Source organism: Thermophagus sp. OGC60D27, from assembly GCF_052400625.1.
Classification (GTDB): domain Bacteria; phylum Bacteroidota; class Bacteroidia; order Bacteroidales; family Marinilabiliaceae; genus Thermophagus.
On record NZ_JBQTGH010000001.1, the window covers coordinates 88,905 to 108,152 of the forward strand.

Below are 19,248 nucleotides of genomic sequence, written 5' to 3' on the forward strand. Positions count from 1 at the left end.
AATCCATTAATAAATTGGAATCTCGCCACAATATTAAGAATTATTAATCCTGCTCCAACCCCATAAAATCATCGATCCAGCAATGGGAATGCGCATTAAATGGCGTTTCCTTGTCACTTTTCTGATAGGGACACTGTTCCGTGAATATTCTCTGAATATTCTCCTCTGGAGGCCGTTACATCGTTGCAGCGAGCTTTCAAATCACTCTGGAAGCTATTACATCGCTGCAGGAAGGTTTCAAATCACTCTGGAGGCTATTACATCGCTGCAGGAAGGTTTCAAATCACTCTGGAAGCCGTTACATCGCTGCAGTGAGGTTTCAAATCAATCTGGAAGCTATTACATCGTTGCAGCGAGGTTTCAAATCACTCTGGAGGCTATTACATCGCTGCAGCAAGGTTTCAAATCACTCTGGAGGCTATTACATCGCTGCAGGAAGGTTTCAAATCAATCTGGAGGCTATTACATCGCTGCAGCAAGGTTTCAAATCAATCTGGAGGCTATTACATCGCTGCAGCAAGGTTTCAAATCAATCTGGAAGCTGTTACATCGCTGCAGTGAGGTTTCAAATCACTCTGGAGGCTATTACATCGCTGCAGGAAGATTCCGGCAAACAAACACATTAAAAGCTCAAAAAAAGAAAGCCCTGTTCCGACGTTTCGGAACAAAGCTTTCAAACTTCACAGGGATATACTTTTATAGATTGTTAGATGTAAGATGATTAGATGTAAGATGGCTAGATGTAAGAGCACTTAAAATACTCCTTCATGTTTTACTTGGCATGTCAGAATATCGATCTCCTCAATTCTGATCGCAACTTTTATGTGCATCTAAGGTCATCCTTTAACACAGACTACCCATCCCCAACAGAGATGGAAAACCCCATCCAAAATTACCCACCAACGACATCTCTTTATCTATATAATATCTATCTGTAACTACTTTTTGCTACCTATATCTATTCATTAATGGTCTATCCACTTAGTGGTTTGGTGTCCCACACGCCATCGGTCTAATTACCGAACAACCTTTTCACTCTCCACTACTCCGTTGGCAGTAACGCGAATCAGATACACACCACTATTTTCCGGCAGTTCCACTTCGGTTTCGGTATTGTCGGTCATAATGGTATTGATCCGTCGACCATTGAGGTCGGCCACTTCGATGGTGGCTTGTGAAGCCTGCAACAGTTCGGGACTAATTTTCACGAGCGCATCGTTCTGACGTCCCACAATCCGGATTTGATAGGCTTCTTCCTCTTGGGGGTGTTCTATCACCGTCGGGACCTCCTCAACTTCAGCAAAGTGAAGAACAAAACGATCGTGATCATCGCCCAACTCAACAGGAGTATAAACATATCCACTGGCTTCTCGAAGATTAACCATCGCTCCGGCGTCCCGATCTTCCAGATAAACATCATAACGGTCGGTAAACTGTTCCAGGTCGACATTCAGCGTCACCTCTCCTTCTACCCGGTTGCGAACACTCAAAGGGATCTCAAGGGTATCGGCAGTAATAACCGGCATACCGTTGATGGAAAGAGGTTCACCTCCAATGACCGTATATACTTCCGGTATATGGAGAGAGCTGTTAAACCGTTTTTCTGAATCCTCAACCCCCTGTTCCTCTAAGAAAGATTCATGGAAATAGAGGACTGTACCATCTATTGCCACTCCATTATCGGTTTGAATACGTATCAGGTTGTAATCAGATGGCTTCGTCGTTGAAGCACTTTTTAACGCCACCGCGTCGGACTTTACTCGAGCAGCCCGTTTAATGGTCAAGGACGCGTTGGGGGTTTCCACTTTCATCTGCACCGCCTGATAAGGTGCAATCAATCCCACACTACTTTCATCATATCCAGGTGGGATAATGCTCCAGACTCCAGGCAAATCATCACCATTATTATTGTAGGTCTGAATAATCCGTTCTCCATCCACCGTTATCCAGCTCCAAATGGTGTTGGATAAATTTTCCCGTTCCCATCCGGCAGGATCTTCCCAATCAATTGCTGTGGGGAAAGGATTTCCAACCAAGTAATATCCTTTGGTCAGACCATTCAAGGTTACATCCTCATTATAGACTTCACCTTGAAAAAAGAGCTCTTTACCATTCAAATATTTGGCAAAAACGGCTTCAGCAGTAGCCAATTCAGGCTTTTCACTGAGATAACCCTCATCGACCTTATACCATTGCCATTTGTCGTTTCCTAGTTCATCGCGGAAAACAAAGACCAAATCGTTATCAGGATCACCATCGGGATAGAACCACTTCAATTGAGAATTCCGGATCGGACTACTTAAGTAAAAAGCACCATTGGCTTCAAGGTTTAATTTAACATTCACATTCCCAGACTTCGTGGTGGATTCAGGCAACAAGAGCGATGACAAATTATCGTTGGTGGATTCAAGGACAATCGTCCCATCATTATCCACATCGTCAGTTATTTCCAATGAAGCACCGGGTTTGAGGGTCAGCGTTTTTCCGACATCGATGGAGAGACTTCGACACCAAGCATTTCTATCTTGTCCAATCACAGGATTATTGGAAGAGTATGCCGACTTAATAAGAACCGGGTTGGCCACCGATGGTACCAGACCACCACCCCAATTGGCACCGTCGAACCAGTCGGTCCCGTTGATTCCGATCCAGGTATAATCATCAATTGTTTTTAATCCAAAGGTGAAGAGTCGCACGGTATTATGATTCAGGGGCTCGGTGGTTACCAAACCGCCGTTTATGTCGCCCGATTTATTGGTATACTCCACCTCTTCCCATGCAGTGGGTTCATAACTGATAACCATGAAGTCGGGACTGTCGGGATTGATACCGCTTTCACTATCCCATCGCAGCATCACTTGCGCCTGTGCGGCACCTGGAGCTTCCACACGCCAGTATTCACTCTGACTCACAAAAGTGACACCCGCTTCCGTAAAGCCATCTTCCGAAGCGGCATGATCGAAATATTGAACGGTCCATAATCCGGTAGCATCGGGACGGATACCAATATTTCCATATCGGTAGTTATCCCCCACGGGGAAGTCGAAGGTAGTTCCCGCATTGATTCGTTTTTGCATGGGGCCGTCCACATAGCGGAGTCTGGAAGCTCCTGCCACGGCAGAATTACCGGCATTGAGGACGGTGAGCAGGGCATCGTCGGCAGTATTGATAATACCATCATTAAAAGTCAGCACATTGGTCACATCCACCGGGCCACTGAGCACAATACCGGAATTATTATCGGCAATGAGGTTGTATAACGCGCTGGCAGCTGTGAAATCACCACTAATGGTCTGCATGGCCTCGCCCTGCAGCCGGGCATCTCCCTGACGCATCTCCAGGGCGCCACCGGTGCGTGACACATCGCCACACAGGGTCAACAGCCTGCTTTCCTCATTGACCACCGTTCCACCGTCAATGGAAAGGTCGCCCAGCACTTTGAGATCGATATTGGGCAGGATCCGTTCTCCGTCGCCGCTAAACACCAGATGATTGACCTGCGGCATCTCGGACAGAACGGAATAATTGCCACTTCCTGAGAATTCGAGGGTCCCTCCCTCTTTCGACAAGAACTCGGTATATTCGCCGGCGGGCAACGATCCGGACTCCAAGATCATTCGGCCATTTCCGGAAACTTTACCGAGTCGGTGATTCAGGGTGGAACCCACCCCCAGAGTGCCTGTTTCGGTTAGGTTGGTTATGTAGGCTTCATGCCCGTTGGTACGCATCTGCACCTGATGCTTAATCATCACGATGGCCCCTTTAGGACCACCGCCGGGCACTTCTCCTCCGCCTACGACACTCCAGGTGGAAGGTTCATCCCAGTATCCATCATTTTTTGAAACAAATACCTGTACCTTATCGGGGATCGCTGCATCGGTACCGGCAGTATAATCGCCGTCGATACCGGCATCGTCGGTTCCTTCAAAGCGGTAGTTGAGAATGGTGTTGACCTCATCGAAGTCATCCACCGAATATTTATTCCAGCTGCCCGTCAGATCATCCAAGATACGGGCGGTGATGTAATCTTCGGCATTGTCACCGGGCACATCGTCGGGATGACCGTGCATGGCCACGGTAGCAGAAAACCCTTGAATACCTTCGGCGTCCAGCGTCCAGTTGTATTGCAACACATTATCTAGGTCTTCGGCCGGGATGGTGATATGAGGTTCGTTGGCCGCTTTCACGCGAATGGAACCGCCGGCCCGGCCATTGGCCGTAACCGCCATCACCACCGGGGTATATTTACCGGAGGATCCGATCGGGAAGGTAATATGGCCAACCGCACCGGCCGGCAAATATTTCCTGATTCCGGCATCGGTAAACGACAGGTTGGTTTGCACCATATTGGTTGGGGAGAAGCTGTCGGTGTCATCACCTGCAAATTGGGCCTGCTCTGCCAGTACCAGCAGATTGCGGCCTATATCCAAAACCCCGTTGTTAAGTTTCAGCACATCGGTGATGGTGGTCGCAGCCGACTGGGTGGGGATCACCACACCCGAAGCATTGTCGATCATCAACTTGGCAATGGCTCCTCCGCCCAAAAGCTTTTGAGATGCGGAACCATTCATGACGAGACCATGACTATTGTCACCACTCAAGGTAGAAGTCCCTTCCGCAACCGTGACATCGCCTTTTACCGAAACGTTATTTTCGACGGTATTAAGAGAGCCGGCAGCGAGGGTAAAGTCGTTTTGGATGACGATTTCGGTATTTTCGTCCATGTTCAGAGTTCCGTTTCCACCGTTTTTCACCAGGTTGTAAAAGGTGGTACTGCCCTGAATGGTCTGGCCGGCAGAACCACTGAAATAGGTCGTATTTTCGTTGGCAGTGAAGGTGCCACTATTGTTCATGTCGCCACGAATGGTCACATCCAAGCCTTCGGCATCAAAAAGGGATGATGCGCCAATGGTCAGATCACCGTTCAGCTCCAGAGGAACGGTTTGCAGACGGGCTTCCACACCTCCTGAAAGACGGAGGTTCTCCAGAGGTTGATTCACGTAGAGATCGAAGGCGCCCGTTTCAGCCCCATCGGCAATAAGAATGGTGCTTCCCTGTCCCAACGAAACCGTCTCGGGATCGAAATAAAAGTCGGCCAACCCGGAAGCTTTGCTGTTGTGAAGGGTGAGGGTCGCCCCATCGGCCATGGTAAAGGAACTGCCGGGATTGAGAATTTCGAAGACGGCGCGGGACGATTCGCCCCAATCATTAATTCCAACCTCTACCACCGCTTCACTGCTGTTCTGAGAATAGGTGAGGATGCCTGCTTCGGTGAAGGATGAGCGACGAATCTGCGAGCCCACGTAAAGCTCACCACTGCCGTTCACCTCTATTTCGGAACGACCGGAAGCCGTATATTCAATGAAGTTGTTGGTACCCCGGTCGAAGCGTGCCACCCCGCCATCGTTGATGGTCAGCTTACCGTCGAGCCACAAGCCGCCATCATCGGCATCGTCGCCACCCAATGAGACTTCCCCCTGATTAACAATCAGCTCAGCAGTGGAAGGAATTTTAAACAGTCCTCCGCCGGCGCTGAGTTCGAGGTTGATGTTGGGATGGTCGAGACTTACAATTCCCGAGGATATGGTAAGCGGTTTCCGCACTTCATCATTGGGGGCATTGAGAGTAAAATCACCCATAAAGAGGACCGAATCGGTCTCAGCCTTATTGACCATCACATAGCCAAAACGACTATTCCCACTGCCCGATTTAGTGAAGAGAGAAGAACCGTCACCGGTAAAAGAGACCGTTACCATATTAACGTTATCACCGTTTGTCTTATACAAATTTAGAACTCCATCTCCCTGATGAATGTCACCATTTATCTCCAGATTATGTTCTAACGAGGCGGTGCCGGCATTTTGCACAATCATTCGTCCATTCCCCGAAAAAATCAAACTACCCTTTATGGTGACAAAACGTTCGTAACCGGAATTTCTAAACTGAATGCGTCCCGTATTGATAACCACATCATCTTCCACTTCCATATCACCATATTGGTTTGTGCTCATCAGGAGCAGGGCATCATCCACAAAGAGACTTTTGGCTTTAAAATTCACATTGGCCACCGTTTTATTGCCCGAACCAGAAATCACTAAGTTGGGATATTGGTCCAGCTGATTGGTAAGCGTATAATTATCATCTCCATAATACTCAAAAATGGCGGTATCGTTGGTCACAAATTCACCAAAGTTGGCATCCGGAACATTTCCTGATGAAATCCGGAACTTACCGGCGCCATTAACCTCTGAAAAATTATGATTTACTGTCGATGCAATATCCAATACGGATCCATCTTCGATGATAATCTGTGCGGCTTCAGCACCATTATTAGTGATGTATACTGAATCATTATCGCCGATGATGACGATGTCTTCGGGACCGGGGGGATAATCCCAACGTCCTACCCTTCCACCGTTATGCCCGTCAAAGGACCAGGTATCTCTTTCGTTCCAATTACCTCCTCCATTACGACTGTAATAGGTATCATAATTAAGAAATGCTAGGTCACCCCAAAACCAATTGTATTCAGCAGCGGTAAAATCTCCTTCCGCAAGGTAACCGATATTTTGGTAAGTTATATGGTCAAACCGGCGACCTAAATCATCCTCGAACCAATACCATACCCCATCATAGTTTAAATAACTTTTGCAATTATCATCAAAATTGGTGGTTTCAAAATAATCAAATCGGATGGAAAGATCTTCAGATTCCAAAGAAGAGAAGCCATCCATATTTGTTTTCCAATAAAACGGCAAAACATCATATTCAAAACTGGGATTAGTAGCAGGATGCTCCTCCGGCACGGGAATCACTGCAAAAGCCCCGGACTCCCCAATCGCATTATTAACTATCAAGGTAACGGGAACATATTCATCACCCCCATCAACGTCCACCCCCACCGGATATACTACATTTCCGGTTTGGGACAATGAAAAATTGTATTGTAGTCCTTTATCGGCGGCGTTACCACGGGTTTTAATCATTTTGGAAGCGGAAAAGTTGCTGCCGGCAATCCTGTTGGTATCCACCCTCATCAGGTATTTATCGATATACATGATACCATTGGTAAGGGTAAAATAGCTGAAACGCACATCGCTGGTAAGAGAAGCCCCGTTGTTGTTATCCAGCTCGACCGATCCCATGGTGTAAGCGGTGGAATAACTATCCAGTGTTTGGTTTCCCGAGCCGTTTAGGACAATTTTTCCCAGAGTAACATCATCGGTAACAATATTTCCTTTTCCCAGGTAAAGGTCACCGCCCAATGAAACGGCTTTATTATTGAGATTCAAATCACCCCGCTCTACCGACAGGTTATTTAAAATTCGACAGCTGCCGTTCCCAAGAAACAGATTATTGGATTCGCTTTCCTTACTGATGGTTAAGTTATAAAACTCAAGGTCAGCTCCGGCATTATTGGTGAGGACAGAACTTTTGTCTCCTATAAAAGAAGTGGTATTATTTCTAAGTTCAACATTTGAGGTACTATTCTGCAGAGTAAGATCCCCCCCAATATTCATCGGATAATTGTCGTCGGACACATCGAGCGTCCCGTTTGTTCCGATGGTTAGGTCGTTAAGGATGGTTAGTTCGCTGCTGAGGAAGGCGGTGGCGGTATTGCTTTGTCCGGATATTTCGAAATTATAGAAGGGTGCAGAAGAAGAGATATGGAAATTTCCTGAAGCACTGCCTGAACGTTTGATTCTAATAGTACCGCCGGTGACGCTGTATTTCCCTTCACCCGATTCGATATTGATGGCCAGTTGACTGGATGTAGCGGCGTCTTGAATTTCCATGAGTCCGCCGGTCATGATAAAGACGTTATTGTTGCCCTTGATGCTAAAGGTTGCGGCGCCGCTGCCTGATAAGTCGCTGCCAAGGTCGCCGTACATATAGACGGCACCGCCCGACTGGTTGTAGGTCCACTTGCCGGTATTACCGCCGGCGCTGCGGAATCCGGGGGTATAGATGGTTCCGCCTTCGATGAGCACCAGGGCATTACCGCTATCCCATGCCACGAATCCGTGGGTACGGGTATTAAGTGTTCCGGAGGTAATCCGAAATTTACCCAGAACAGAAAATGACTGTTTTCCGGAGGCGGCAGTGGTGACCCCGTCGGCTGTGAAGAGGCCGTCGGCATTGGCATTATTGGCGGTGGTATTGACCTCCACGGCACTGCCGTTGAGCCACAATCCTCCGGTTGACGGCACATAAAAATCGTCCCCTCCCTCGGTCAGAGAATGGATATAGGTGGCGCCGGTAAGTTCCAGCGTTCCGTTTTTAATGTAGAGGGCTTTTTCGGTTCTGTAATTGTTGTTTTGTCCAAACAGTCGGAAATATTGCCGTTGTGAAGGGTTAACGGTAAACCGCCAGGTGGGATCGTTCCCTTTATCGATGATGAGGCGTTGCAGAAAAGTGGTATTATTGGCCTGCAGCACATTATGTGATTCCCCCTTGGCCGTCAGAATAACGTAACCATTTGAAGGGGTGCTGTTGTAATCGGGGTTGGCAAGATTCGTAAGACGGATGGTCCCATTATTAATGATATCGCCCCAGGCCAAGAGGTTATGGGCAGCGTTAGCCGTATTCACGGTAATGGAAGCCCCGGCATTGATCGTAATATCTCCGAGGACGTTAAGCGTTCGCGAAGTCGTATTGTTTCCAAACCGGAAAGCACCTTTCAGAACAGAAAAGTTACCATTCACGGTAAGCTCACCCGCCAAAGAAACGGTTGAACTGCTATTGGTGAGATCGATTTCCACATTATAAAAGGTGTGGGATGATAGATTATAGTCCGAACCTTTATAAACCACGGTGCCTTTTCCTTCATTGGTGAAATGGGAAGCATCTCCCGCAGGGAAGTTGTCGCCTTCCATGATGATGCGCCCCGAACCACGAATCTCTGAAAAGAGATGTCCCGAAGTATTTTTCAGGTCGAGGCGTCCCTCGACGGTCAAGACCTTGCAGTTGGCAGAAAAGGGGGCATCTTCGGTGGGCATGGTGATGGTTTTCCCGCTTTTAATGACGACGTTATCCCCGTCCAGGGGATATCCCTCATCTTCTGTAACATAAACAGCTGCGGCAGGATCCAGGGTCCAGTTTTCCGGATTGTTCCATTCACCCGAATTGATGGCATACCAGGTTTGTTGGGCCTGCGCACTCCATCCTAAAACCAATAACAAATAAACGAGGTAAAAATGCTTCATATTCTTGGGTTTTCATCTTTTGTTTATGGCGTCATTACTGAGCACACCTCAAACTGGTAGATTATACCCAAGAAATAAAATATTGTTAATAAGCTTTGAGGAACAAGAGGTGAGGATTGACGAAAAGAGCTTTATTGAAGATGAAGTTTGGGAAGCAACACCCCATTAATAAGACACTCAGCAGAGGCGGATTAACACCTTTAAAATAAGCACATGTGGCACATACAGAGCCCCCTGTCATATACCAACACCTGACATTCGAAAAAGGGGTGGATCTTTGTAATTTAACGAAAAGAGGTTGTCCTTGCGAATAAGGACAACCTCTTTTCATCAGAATTAAATTAGGTTAAATCATTGGTCTGATAGAACTCGCATGATCTTAAATTTTATACATTCACTTGTTGTGACAAACTTAGTTGGTCATGCTCGTTTTATATGTTTATAATTTTTCTTTCAAAGGCCGTATGGAACTCGCCTAAATTAATCATCCCTCTGTGTGTGAAATAATTCCCATGGCTCGTTTCATATCAATATATTTATACTGAAAATATGAAACACTTCCAATCTCGTAACCGATGATTACCGCGCCACCTTTTGGGTTTTCACCAGCCCCCCGGCCGCAACGCGTAACAGATAAATACCACTTTGAGCGGGTAAGTCGACCTGAGTTTCGGTATTTGCGGTTTGATAAGCGCTCACCAGATGACCATTAAGATCCAGCACCTGGATGGTAGCATCCGCATTTATCAGCAGGTCGGGACTGATCTGCAGCAAAGCATACTCTTTTTGCCCGATGATATGAATGCCATCCCAGTCGTTATCTTCCTCGATCTCTTCCACTGCTGTAGCTACCTTTTGTACTTTTTCCAAATGCAGCACAAAGCGATCGTGATCATCGCCCAACTGAACGGGGGTATAGACATATTGGTTACTATCATTAATGTTGATCAGAACGCCGGTTTCTTTATCTTCCAAAAAAACATCATAATCAGCATTAAATTGCTCCAGGTTAACCTCTAGCGTCACTTGACCTTCCACATTATTACGGACACTGAACGGAAATGAGAGCGTATCCGCAACCAGTTGGGACAATCCATTGATGGACAGGGCCTCTTCATCGATACGCGTATATACCTCCGGGACATTTTTTGAACTGTTAAATTTTTTATCGGCATCCTCGTCCCCCTTCTCTTCCGAAAGCGTCTCATGAAAATAAAGAACGGTTCCGTCAAAGGCAAAATCATTAGTTACCTGGATCCGGATAAGTTCCATATCGGAAGAACTTTCAGCCGAAGCACTTTTCAAAGGGGCACTGCTGTTTTTAACCCGAGCCGATCTTTTGATCGTCAGAGAAACATCCGATTCTTCCACTTTTATCTGAAAAGCTTGATTGGCCGCGATATGACTAACATTATCCCAATCATACCCAGGGGGAATGATTGCCGGAATACCGGGTAAAAAATCACCACCATTATTATAGGTTTGTACGATACGCATCCCATTATAGCTAATCCAACTCCAAATCGTGTTAGAAATTCCGTCTCTATCCCATCCTTCCGGATCCTCCCAATCTATGGCAGTGGGGAAAGGATTGCCCAGCAAATAATACCCCTCTGTTAAGTTGGAAAGCGTCACCTCGTCATTATTAACTTCTCCCTGGAGGCTTAGCTCTTTCCCATTTACATACTTTACAAAAACAGCTTCAGCCGTTTCCAATTCCTCATTTTCACTGATATAATCATCATCCACACGATACCACTGCCATTTATCGTTGTCTTGTACGTCTCTAAACACGTATGCAAAGTCATTATCAATATCACCATCGGGATAAAACCATCTTAATTGCGAGCTCTTTATGGGACTACTTAAATAAAAAAGAGAATTACTTTCCAAAGACAGTTTAACCTTTACGATTCCCGACTGCTTCATGGTTTCGGGCAACATCAAAGAAGCCAGGTTGTCGTTGGTGGATTGAAGGATTATGGTGCCGGCATTATTTACATCGTCCGTCACTTCGAGGGAAGCGCCTTCACTTATAGTGATGGAAGCTTCGTTTAAGACTTTAAGCTCTTTAACAATTAAATCATCCTCAATAACAGGATAATGATCGGCTACATCTATAATTACCAAAGTGGTTTCATCGGGAATTTCGTTATTTTCCCAGTTATCCTCATCATACCAGTCGGAACTTTGATTCCCGACCCACCGAGGACCATCGGATAAAACGCCTAAATCAACCACTAAATCATACAAATCAGAATCTCCCTCATCCTCAATAAAATCATCCAAGGTGCCGTACGCTTCCTCAAAAGTAACACCCCATCCCGGTCCGGAGATTTCTGCATTCGGATCCAGAATATAAATATCATCTTCCTTGCCTTTAAGACCACCTCCTAGATGAGAAAAATCTCCCCCCACAATCAAGTTACCGTTATTTTGAACCTGCGTACTTGATGAAGTGGAAAAATCCCCCAACACAATTAAATCGCCATTTACCTGAAGCGATGATCCCGTAGAAGATAAATTTCCGTGGACAATCAGAGTGGCATCTTTAGCTACAGAGATGCCAGCCGATCCCGTCAAATCGCCAAAAATCTCCACGTACGCACCTTTTTTAAGAGTAAGCCCGCCCCATTGATTATTGGTATAGTTTCCGGTAACGATAAAGGACCCATTGACCACAACATCTACAGGATTCAAATCCCCATTTCGGGTAATGGTACCGTTGATGAACATTTCCTTGTCAACATTTCCGTCGGCTGATGGCATATCCCCATTCCAACTGTCGTCACTTTCAAAATCACCAGTATAATTATTATAACTGATATAAGAATTCTGTTGTTTTTTAGCATCAACAACCTGCAGTGTGATAATCAAGCCCAACAAAATCAAGTAAAACTTCTTCATATAAATATCATTAACCACGTACAAAAATGCTTCCCCACTTTCTCTTTTCGCGCTGCAAGTATACAGTTGAAAAGTATTCAGGCTAAAAACCTTTGAGGAATGACCGACTATTTCTGACGAAACGGCAATATTATCCGACAACTGCGTCAGTGACAAGGCAAAAAAACAGCTAATAAAAAACTCCATTTGTTAAAAAACGAGGGAAAATTCCGATCTTAGCAACCAAAACCTAAGTTGTGACCTACGAGCTTCATCAATACCACGAGTGGATCGACCAGCTGCTTGAGGAAGGCAAAACAGTACAAGTCACGGTGCAGGGGATGAGCATGTTTCCCATACTGTTGCCGGGCGACAGTGTGCAAATCCGTAGAATTGGTTTCGATGAGATGCGGCCCGGCCAGGTGTTGATTTTTGAAAGAGAAGGACAGTGGATTGCCCATCGGCTCATGGTAAAAGAAGAGAAGAGCCAGTACCTGACCACACGAGGCGATGGACTGCCTCGACAGGATCATCCAATTCCGGCCACGCAGGTGAAAGGAATGATAACAGGTGTGGTCAGAAGCCGCTCTCCTTTTGCCCGAAGTATCAACACCTCCGCAGATCGATGGATGGTTTGGCTGACCCCGCTAACGGGTCGTCTGTTTTGGTATGCAGGCCGGATGGTGGTATGGGGATTGAAGAGATTGAAGAGATTGTAGAGATTGAGGGGATTGATGTGTTAAGGTGCTGATGTGCTATGGTGATGAATTAGGAAGCAAGTACATTTCTTATATCTTACCATCTAACATCTATAAATCTAATAATTTGGATTAAGCCGATTAATGAAATTGCATTAAATTAGTCATCTCAAAAAAGAAGAACAATCAAACACTATCGTCAAATATTAACCATACTGCGGTACATCTGGCAAAGCTCCCCCGGGTGGACGCTCCTCAACGGCGTTTTGCTCCTGGTAAGAGGGGTACTTCCACTACTGCTGCTTTATCTGGTAAAGTTGCTGGTGGATGAGATTCAGTTTGTGGCGACCAATCCCGGGGGCGAAGAGGTCCTGCACCGCCTAATTGGACTGCTAATTATAGCGGCGGCGGTTTTTCTGGCCAATGCCCTGACGGCCTCGTTGGGTACTCTGGTGCGGGAACGTCAGTCGTATGTCATCTCCGATTATTTCGATAACCTGATACACAACAAAACTACCCGAATAGAGTATGGTTTTTTCGAGCATCCCAAATATCAGGATATTTTTTTCCGGGCCCTGAACGAAGCATCGTTTCGTCCCTCACGGATATTCTACGGCATAATCGGTCTTTTACAAAACCTCATCACCCTCGCCGTGATGGGTGGCATATTATTGATGGTCCACTGGTCGGTATCCATCGTACTGTTACTGGTAACTGTGCCTGTGGCTATTATTCGTCTTCGGTATGCCCGCTCTCTGTTTCTGTTCAGGCGTAAAAACACGGAAAAAGAAAGAAGAGTTAACTATTACAACCGGTTGCTAACGTCCCAATCCTTTGCCAAAGAACTGAGAGTTTTTGATTTGGGCCATCTCTTTCGCCGTCGGTATCATCAGATAAAAAACGACTGGAGAAACAGTCAGTACAAGATGCTCCGAAAAAAAACGCTGCGGGAGATAACGGTGCAAATAATGGCTGCTCTGGCCGTATTTTCGCTATACGGGCTAATCGCCTACCGTGCCTTCAAGGGAAATATTTCTATCGGGGATGTGGTACTCTACTTCATGGCACTGCAACGAGGATATGCATATTTACAGGAATTTCTGGGGCGCATATCCGGATTATATGAGGACTCTCTGTTCCTGAACAATCTATTTGAATTTCTTCATTTGCCCGAAACGGGATTCAAAAACCGGAACGAAGGGAAAATCCCATTTCCGGCAAGGATGAAAGAGGGACTTCGACTGGAAAATATTGGATTTCATTATCCCTCCAATGAACGGTGGATATTACGTCATGTTTCATTTGAAATTGGCGCAGGCGAAACCATAGCACTGGTGGGTGTAAACGGGGCCGGTAAAACCACTCTGGTCAAGTTACTTTGCGGTCTTTACCGGCCGCAGGAAGGCTCTATTTCGGTGGATGGTATTCCTTTGGACAAGATTAGCTGGAAAGAGAGAATTGACAACATCAGCGTTATCTACCAAGATTTTATGCTCTACAATGTCACTGCACGGGAGAATATTTGGTTTGGCAATGTCAGACGGGCAACCACTGATGAGCATATCCAAAGTGCAGCTCAGCAGGCCGGCATTCATGAGATCATCGCCAACTTTGATAAAGGTTATGACACCATTCTGGGAACCTTGTTTGAAGATAGCGAACAGCTAAGCCCCGGCCAATGGCAACGACTGGCTCTGGCCCGTTCCTTCTTCAACGCATCATCTCAAATTGTTCTACTGGACGAACCTACCAGTTCACTGGATGCCTTCTCTGAAGCTAAACTGCTGCAATACATCCGAGGCATCACCGAAAACCGTACGGCACTGATCATTAGTCACCGGCTCTCAACCATAAAAATGGCCGACCGGATAGTGGTTCTGGATGGTCAGCATGTGGCTGAAACTGGCCCGTACAAAACATTAATGGATAAAAAAGGCGTGTTTTACCTGATGGTCCAATCACTAAATTCGTAGACAGGCTTTAGCCAATGGGTGGGTATCACCATTCATAAAACAGTCCGGTGAAAACGCCTAACGAGTAGGGACGAAAAGAGCCGGGCGAATCTTCCCCGATATCAAAAATAAAATAATCGATGCGAGGCTCCATTCGCAGACGAAGACCTTTAAATACTGGCACAGAAAGAGCAATGCCGGCATGGGTGCTAATTCCCATATCCCTAAGTCCTTCAGTTTCTCCAATCTTTTGTTTTTGACCGGGACGCTTCAAATAGGCATTGTTGCGGATCAGCCAGTTGGTGCTGAAACCTCCGGATAGGGAAACACCTAACCTTTTGTCCGGAAACAATAAATACCGAACCGTTACAGGAATTTGCATATAACCAAGACTTTGCTCCAACACGGGGATATCACTATCTTCCATAAAAGAAGGTTTTAACTCAATAAACTCATTGTCTGCCACTTTAAAACCAAGGGGTTCATCTACTTTAACCGGCGACAAATCATAATTGACCCTTCCCAGAGAATTATCCAGGCTTATCTCAGTAATACTGTTCGAATAATTATTTCCGGACATGGATTCATCCGCGAAACTAAAAACTCTCTCGGTGCGTGCTTCTGTTGCTACCTCCTGTCCCATGGCGGCATACCTCACTCCTGTTTCTATTTGCCACCTTGATCCCACATGCATGGCAAGGGTAAGTCCTCCTCCGGATGCATTCAGACCACTTTCATTAAAACGACTTGGTGCTGAACCGGAAACTGACCTGAAAGAATAGGTGGGCGAATAGTCCCCTCCCACCAACACCTGCATCGTCTTGGATTTGTCATTGTTTTCCTCCGGCAGGGCGATTGCGAAATTGTCGAAAACAGATTGGTTGGCATACAATTTTTCAGGCGGACGCACACTTAGGTTCTTCGCAATGCCGGAAAGAACAAGCGGTCTCATTTTAGCCATTGTCGGTTGAAGATCTTCCAGCGGGCCCACCTCCGATACATCGTCAGAAGGGACGACTGTTGAACGGGTACCGGCATCGGAAAACAATTGATTTTGGGAAACATGAGGCTCATTCATCACGGTTCCATCCACCTCCGTTTGTTCGGGCAATAATGCTTGCAGCTCCCTGTTTTGTTCTTGGTGAACAGGGGTCTCTCGGCTCAAATCATCTGTTTCCTCTATGGATTCTCCGGTAGGGGCAGACACCACAAGAGGTCCCTGCAAATGGTGAACAACCTCATTGTTAAAAAAGAAGAGTAGTCCTGCAACCAGAGCAATGGATGCAGCCGCGCCAACCCTTAAAAATAAAACCAGACGCCTCTTCTTCTGTTGATCGAGCCGGCGTTCAATCTCGTTCCAGACCATAGGTGAAGGTTGTGCTTCCAGGTCTTTCAGCTTTCTGAACAACAAATCGTTTTTATTTCCGGACATCATCATAATTTTATGGTCTCCAATTTTCTTTCCTCACGAATTCTTTGCTGAAGCCATTTACGGGCACGGGACAGATTGGACTTACTGGTCCCCGTGGAAATTCCCAATTTTCGCGCAATCTCATCATGCGTCATCTCATCAATCACATACATATTAAATACCAGTCGGTACTTCTCGGGTAATCTTTGAATAAGGGCCAGCAACTCATCGAGAGAATATCCCGATTTTTCCGATTGAAAAGATTCATTATCACTTTCCAAATCCGGGAACTCATTGGTGATCTCGGTACTGAACTTGGCCTTACGGAACGATTCGATAATCAAGTTAACCATGATACGCCGCATCCATCCTTCAAAGGATCCTTCAAAGCGGAAATTTTCAATTTTCTCAAACACCCGGATAAATCCATCTTGCAAAAAATCTTCCGCCGCCTCCCGACTACCGGCATAGCGTAAACAAACCCCAAACATTTTGGGCGCAAAAATCTCATAAAGTGCCTGTTGAGCACTTCGATCTCCTTTCTGGCAGCCAACAATTAATTCGTTTATATCTCTGTTTACAGACACTGAGAATCGCTCCTGTTAATATTTTGCACCAAGATACACCACTAAAACAGACATTTCAACAAAAAAGGGAAAGGGTAATTTAGAGCATTCGTTTTCTACATGTTAGAGCTTTAAAAATAAGATTCAAACCAACAGATTTTGACCTGATTATATGGTTGGCATGCTTATACCTGCGTCCCTCAAAAACACCGGGACAATAACCTATTGTTAAATCTCAACAGGCCACTAACATGAATAAAAGACGATAAAAGCGAAGATGGTTGCGTGGTGCGTATCAGAAATTTTTCCGGATTCGATCCAGCTCGCGCTTAGAGTCTTTGGCTTTAAGGGCCTCGCGTTTGTCGTGTTGTTTTTTACCCTGAGCCAGCCCAATTTCCAATTTTGCAAATCCCCGGTCATTGAGAAACATTCTCAGCGGTACAATTGTGAGTCCCGACTCTTTTGTTTTGCGCTCAAGTTTTTGAAGTTCTTTTTTAGTCAGAAGCAGTTTACGTTCCCTAAGGGGAGCATGATTATTAAAAGTACCGTAGAAATACTCGGAAATATTCATTCCCTTCAACCAGAGTTCACCTCTTTTAAAATAGCAGTACGAGTCTACCAATCCGGCACGTCCGTTCCTGACAGATTTGATTTCGGTACCAGTCAGTTGAATTCCGGCAACAAATTTATCAATGATTTCATAATCAAAAAAAGCCCGTTTATTGCGAATATTTATTCTGCTTGTTGCCATTTCAGATGGTTATCAAATTCAATAAAACAATTCTGATCAAATAAGGAAATCCTAATATTGCCAGTCCGGCAACCAAGGAAAACCAATTTTTTTGCACCTGAGAAGGCCCTTTCAAGAGCCTGACGCCAATCCACATCAAATATATGGCGTAAAAGCCAAAAATCTGCAGAAAGAAAACCTCCGGGACCAAAGCGGTAATCAGCAAAACCAAATAAAGAGAAGAAGAACTGTAAATGGTTAATTTGGCCGCAGTCTCACGCGATGGCTCAAAATGAAAATATTTCATTATCCACAAAACAAAGTACCAGGCCACAATAAGACCTAAAAACAACGCAGCGAATTCCACGCCCACTTTTTTCAGAGCCAGTTCTAACAAGAAGGCTTGCTGATTAATCAATTGCGAGATAAACGTTCCCAAAGCCACCAGTCCAATCAGAGGCAGAGCAAAAGAGCTCATCATTTCGTTGAAGGTAGTCTCTTCCCTATGAATGGCAGGCCATTCCTGACCGGGATTGATTGTCAGATTCCGCAACCTTAAACCAAGTAGCCGGTACATCTGAGCTGTATTAACAGGTTCATTTGACCCCATAAAAGTTTCCATCAATTTATTAGGTCCGCTATTATCTGTGCCGCCACCACGAACCCAAAAACCTATAGCACAATAATTAAAAAAAATGCACCAGATATAATCTGTTGACAAAATTAAAAAATATTGCCAAGGTTTCAAGTAATGACATTAAAATGGCGGGCCTCATCACCCGGCCTTCATATTCTTTTGCTATTTTTGAACGAAATTGAAAAAGTAAGATGCAGAAAGAAACCCCATACAACCTGATAGTAATTACAGGCCCCACAGCCAGTGGGAAAACACGTCTGGCCGCACACCTTGCCGCTCGAATCAACGGAGAGATTATCAGTGCCGACAGTCGGCAGGTTTATGAAAAAATGAATCTTGGTACCGGAAAAGATTACGATGACTATATTGTAAACGGACAAAAAATTGCCGGCCACCTCCTTGATATCAGAAAACCCGGATATAAATACAATGTTTACGAATACCAAACCGACTTTTTCAAAGTATTTGAAGAGATAAAATCGCGAGGCAAATTTCCCATAATGTGTGGAGGAACCGGCTTATATATTCAGGCAGTCCTCGACCAATACAAGATGGTACATGTTCCCCCGAACCCTTCATTAAGGGAAGAATTGCAAAACAAATCCCTGGAAGAACTCACCAACATATTGCAACAATTCAAAAAACTTCACAACACCACCGACACCGACACAAAAAAAAGAGCCATCCGAAGCATAGAGATTGAAACCTATTATCAAAGCCATCCAGAAATCGAAGTCGAATTGCCCAAAGTTGTCCCTCTCATTGTAGGCATTGCCATTGACCGGGAATTGAGACGAAAGAAAATAACCCAACGGTTAAAGGAACGATTGGAAGAAGGGATGATTGAAGAAGTAAAAAGGCTTATTGACGAAGGCATCGACCCGCAAGACCTGATCTATTACGGTCTGGAATATAAATACGTAACGCTCTACGTCACCAATCAAATCACCTACGACCAAATGTTTGAACGATTAAATATTGCCATTCATCAGTTTGCTAAACGACAAATGACTTGGTTCAGGGGGATGGAACGAAAGGGACATAAATTCAACTGGATAGATGCTACTAACGAGATAGACTCTAATGTTTTAAAAATAATTGATATGATGTACGACTAATCTCATACAAAAGTCCATTAAACACAAGAAATCAATACATTAAT

At 45.3% G+C, this 19,248-nt stretch carries 10 protein-coding genes; 4 read left to right on the top strand and 6 right to left on the bottom strand.

The features are described 5' to 3' along the window. Nucleotides 1-82 precede the first annotated feature (82 nt). Nucleotides 83-721, top strand: coding sequence for a hypothetical protein (locus ACT29H_RS00340; RefSeq protein ID WP_444819598.1), 639 nt, complete (start codon nucleotides 83-85; stop codon nucleotides 719-721). A 295-nt stretch (nucleotides 722-1,016) separates the two neighbouring features. On the opposite strand, the gene ACT29H_RS00345 is transcribed toward ACT29H_RS00340, so the two are convergent. Together ACT29H_RS00345 and ACT29H_RS00350 are read right to left on the bottom strand one after the other, a co-directional pair. Continuing rightward, nucleotides 1,017-9,206, bottom strand: coding sequence for a T9SS type A sorting domain-containing protein (locus tag ACT29H_RS00345; RefSeq protein ID WP_444819599.1), 8,190 nt, complete (start codon nucleotides 9,204-9,206; stop codon nucleotides 1,017-1,019). 579 nt (nucleotides 9,207-9,785) lie between these two features. Continuing rightward, complete coding sequence (locus tag ACT29H_RS00350; RefSeq protein WP_444819600.1) at nucleotides 9,786-12,113, bottom strand: T9SS type A sorting domain-containing protein; 2,328 nt, start codon at nucleotides 12,111-12,113, stop codon at nucleotides 9,786-9,788. A 236-nt stretch (nucleotides 12,114-12,349) separates the two neighbouring features. Here ACT29H_RS00350 and ACT29H_RS00355 point away from each other — a divergent pair, with 236 nt between their 5' ends. Both ACT29H_RS00355 and ACT29H_RS00360 read left to right on the top strand, forming a co-directional pair. Further along, on the top strand, nucleotides 12,350-12,811 hold the full coding sequence (locus ACT29H_RS00355; protein WP_444819601.1) for a S24/S26 family peptidase: 462 nt from the start codon (nucleotides 12,350-12,352) through the stop codon (nucleotides 12,809-12,811). A 245-nt stretch (nucleotides 12,812-13,056) separates the two neighbouring features. Further along, nucleotides 13,057-14,763: an ABC transporter ATP-binding protein gene (locus tag ACT29H_RS00360; protein ID WP_444819602.1), complete on the top strand. Its 1,707-nt coding sequence runs from the start codon at nucleotides 13,057-13,059 to the stop codon at nucleotides 14,761-14,763. 25 nt (nucleotides 14,764-14,788) lie between these two features. Here ACT29H_RS00360 and ACT29H_RS00365 read toward each other — a convergent pair whose 3' ends face one another. The 4 genes from ACT29H_RS00365 to ACT29H_RS00380 form a co-directional block, all read right to left on the bottom strand. Beyond that, the gene (locus tag ACT29H_RS00365; RefSeq protein ID WP_444819603.1) at nucleotides 14,789-16,180 is read right to left on the bottom strand and encodes a hypothetical protein; all 1,392 of its coding nucleotides are present in this window, start codon (nucleotides 16,178-16,180) and stop codon (nucleotides 14,789-14,791) included. Continuing rightward, nucleotides 16,177-16,740, bottom strand: a complete 564-nt coding sequence (locus ACT29H_RS00370; RefSeq protein ID WP_444819604.1) for an RNA polymerase sigma factor — start codon at nucleotides 16,738-16,740, stop codon at nucleotides 16,177-16,179. Before ACT29H_RS00370 ends, ACT29H_RS00365 begins: the two co-directional genes overlap by 4 nt. A 274-nt stretch (nucleotides 16,741-17,014) precedes the next feature. Continuing rightward, entirely contained in the window at nucleotides 17,015-17,470 is a 456-nt protein-coding gene (gene smpB / locus ACT29H_RS00375) for an SsrA-binding protein SmpB (protein WP_444819605.1), read from the bottom strand. Between the two features lies 1 nt (nucleotide 17,471). Further along, nucleotides 17,472-18,059 (bottom strand): YIP1 family protein, encoded by a 588-nt coding sequence (locus ACT29H_RS00380; protein ID WP_444819606.1) that lies wholly within the window; start codon nucleotides 18,057-18,059, stop codon nucleotides 17,472-17,474. Between the two features lie 218 nt (nucleotides 18,060-18,277). Between ACT29H_RS00380 and miaA the strand changes: the two genes are divergently transcribed. Next, nucleotides 18,278-19,204, top strand: coding sequence for a tRNA (adenosine(37)-N6)-dimethylallyltransferase MiaA (gene miaA / locus ACT29H_RS00385; protein ID WP_444819607.1), 927 nt, complete (start codon nucleotides 18,278-18,280; stop codon nucleotides 19,202-19,204). Nucleotides 19,205-19,248: the final 44 nt, after the last annotated feature.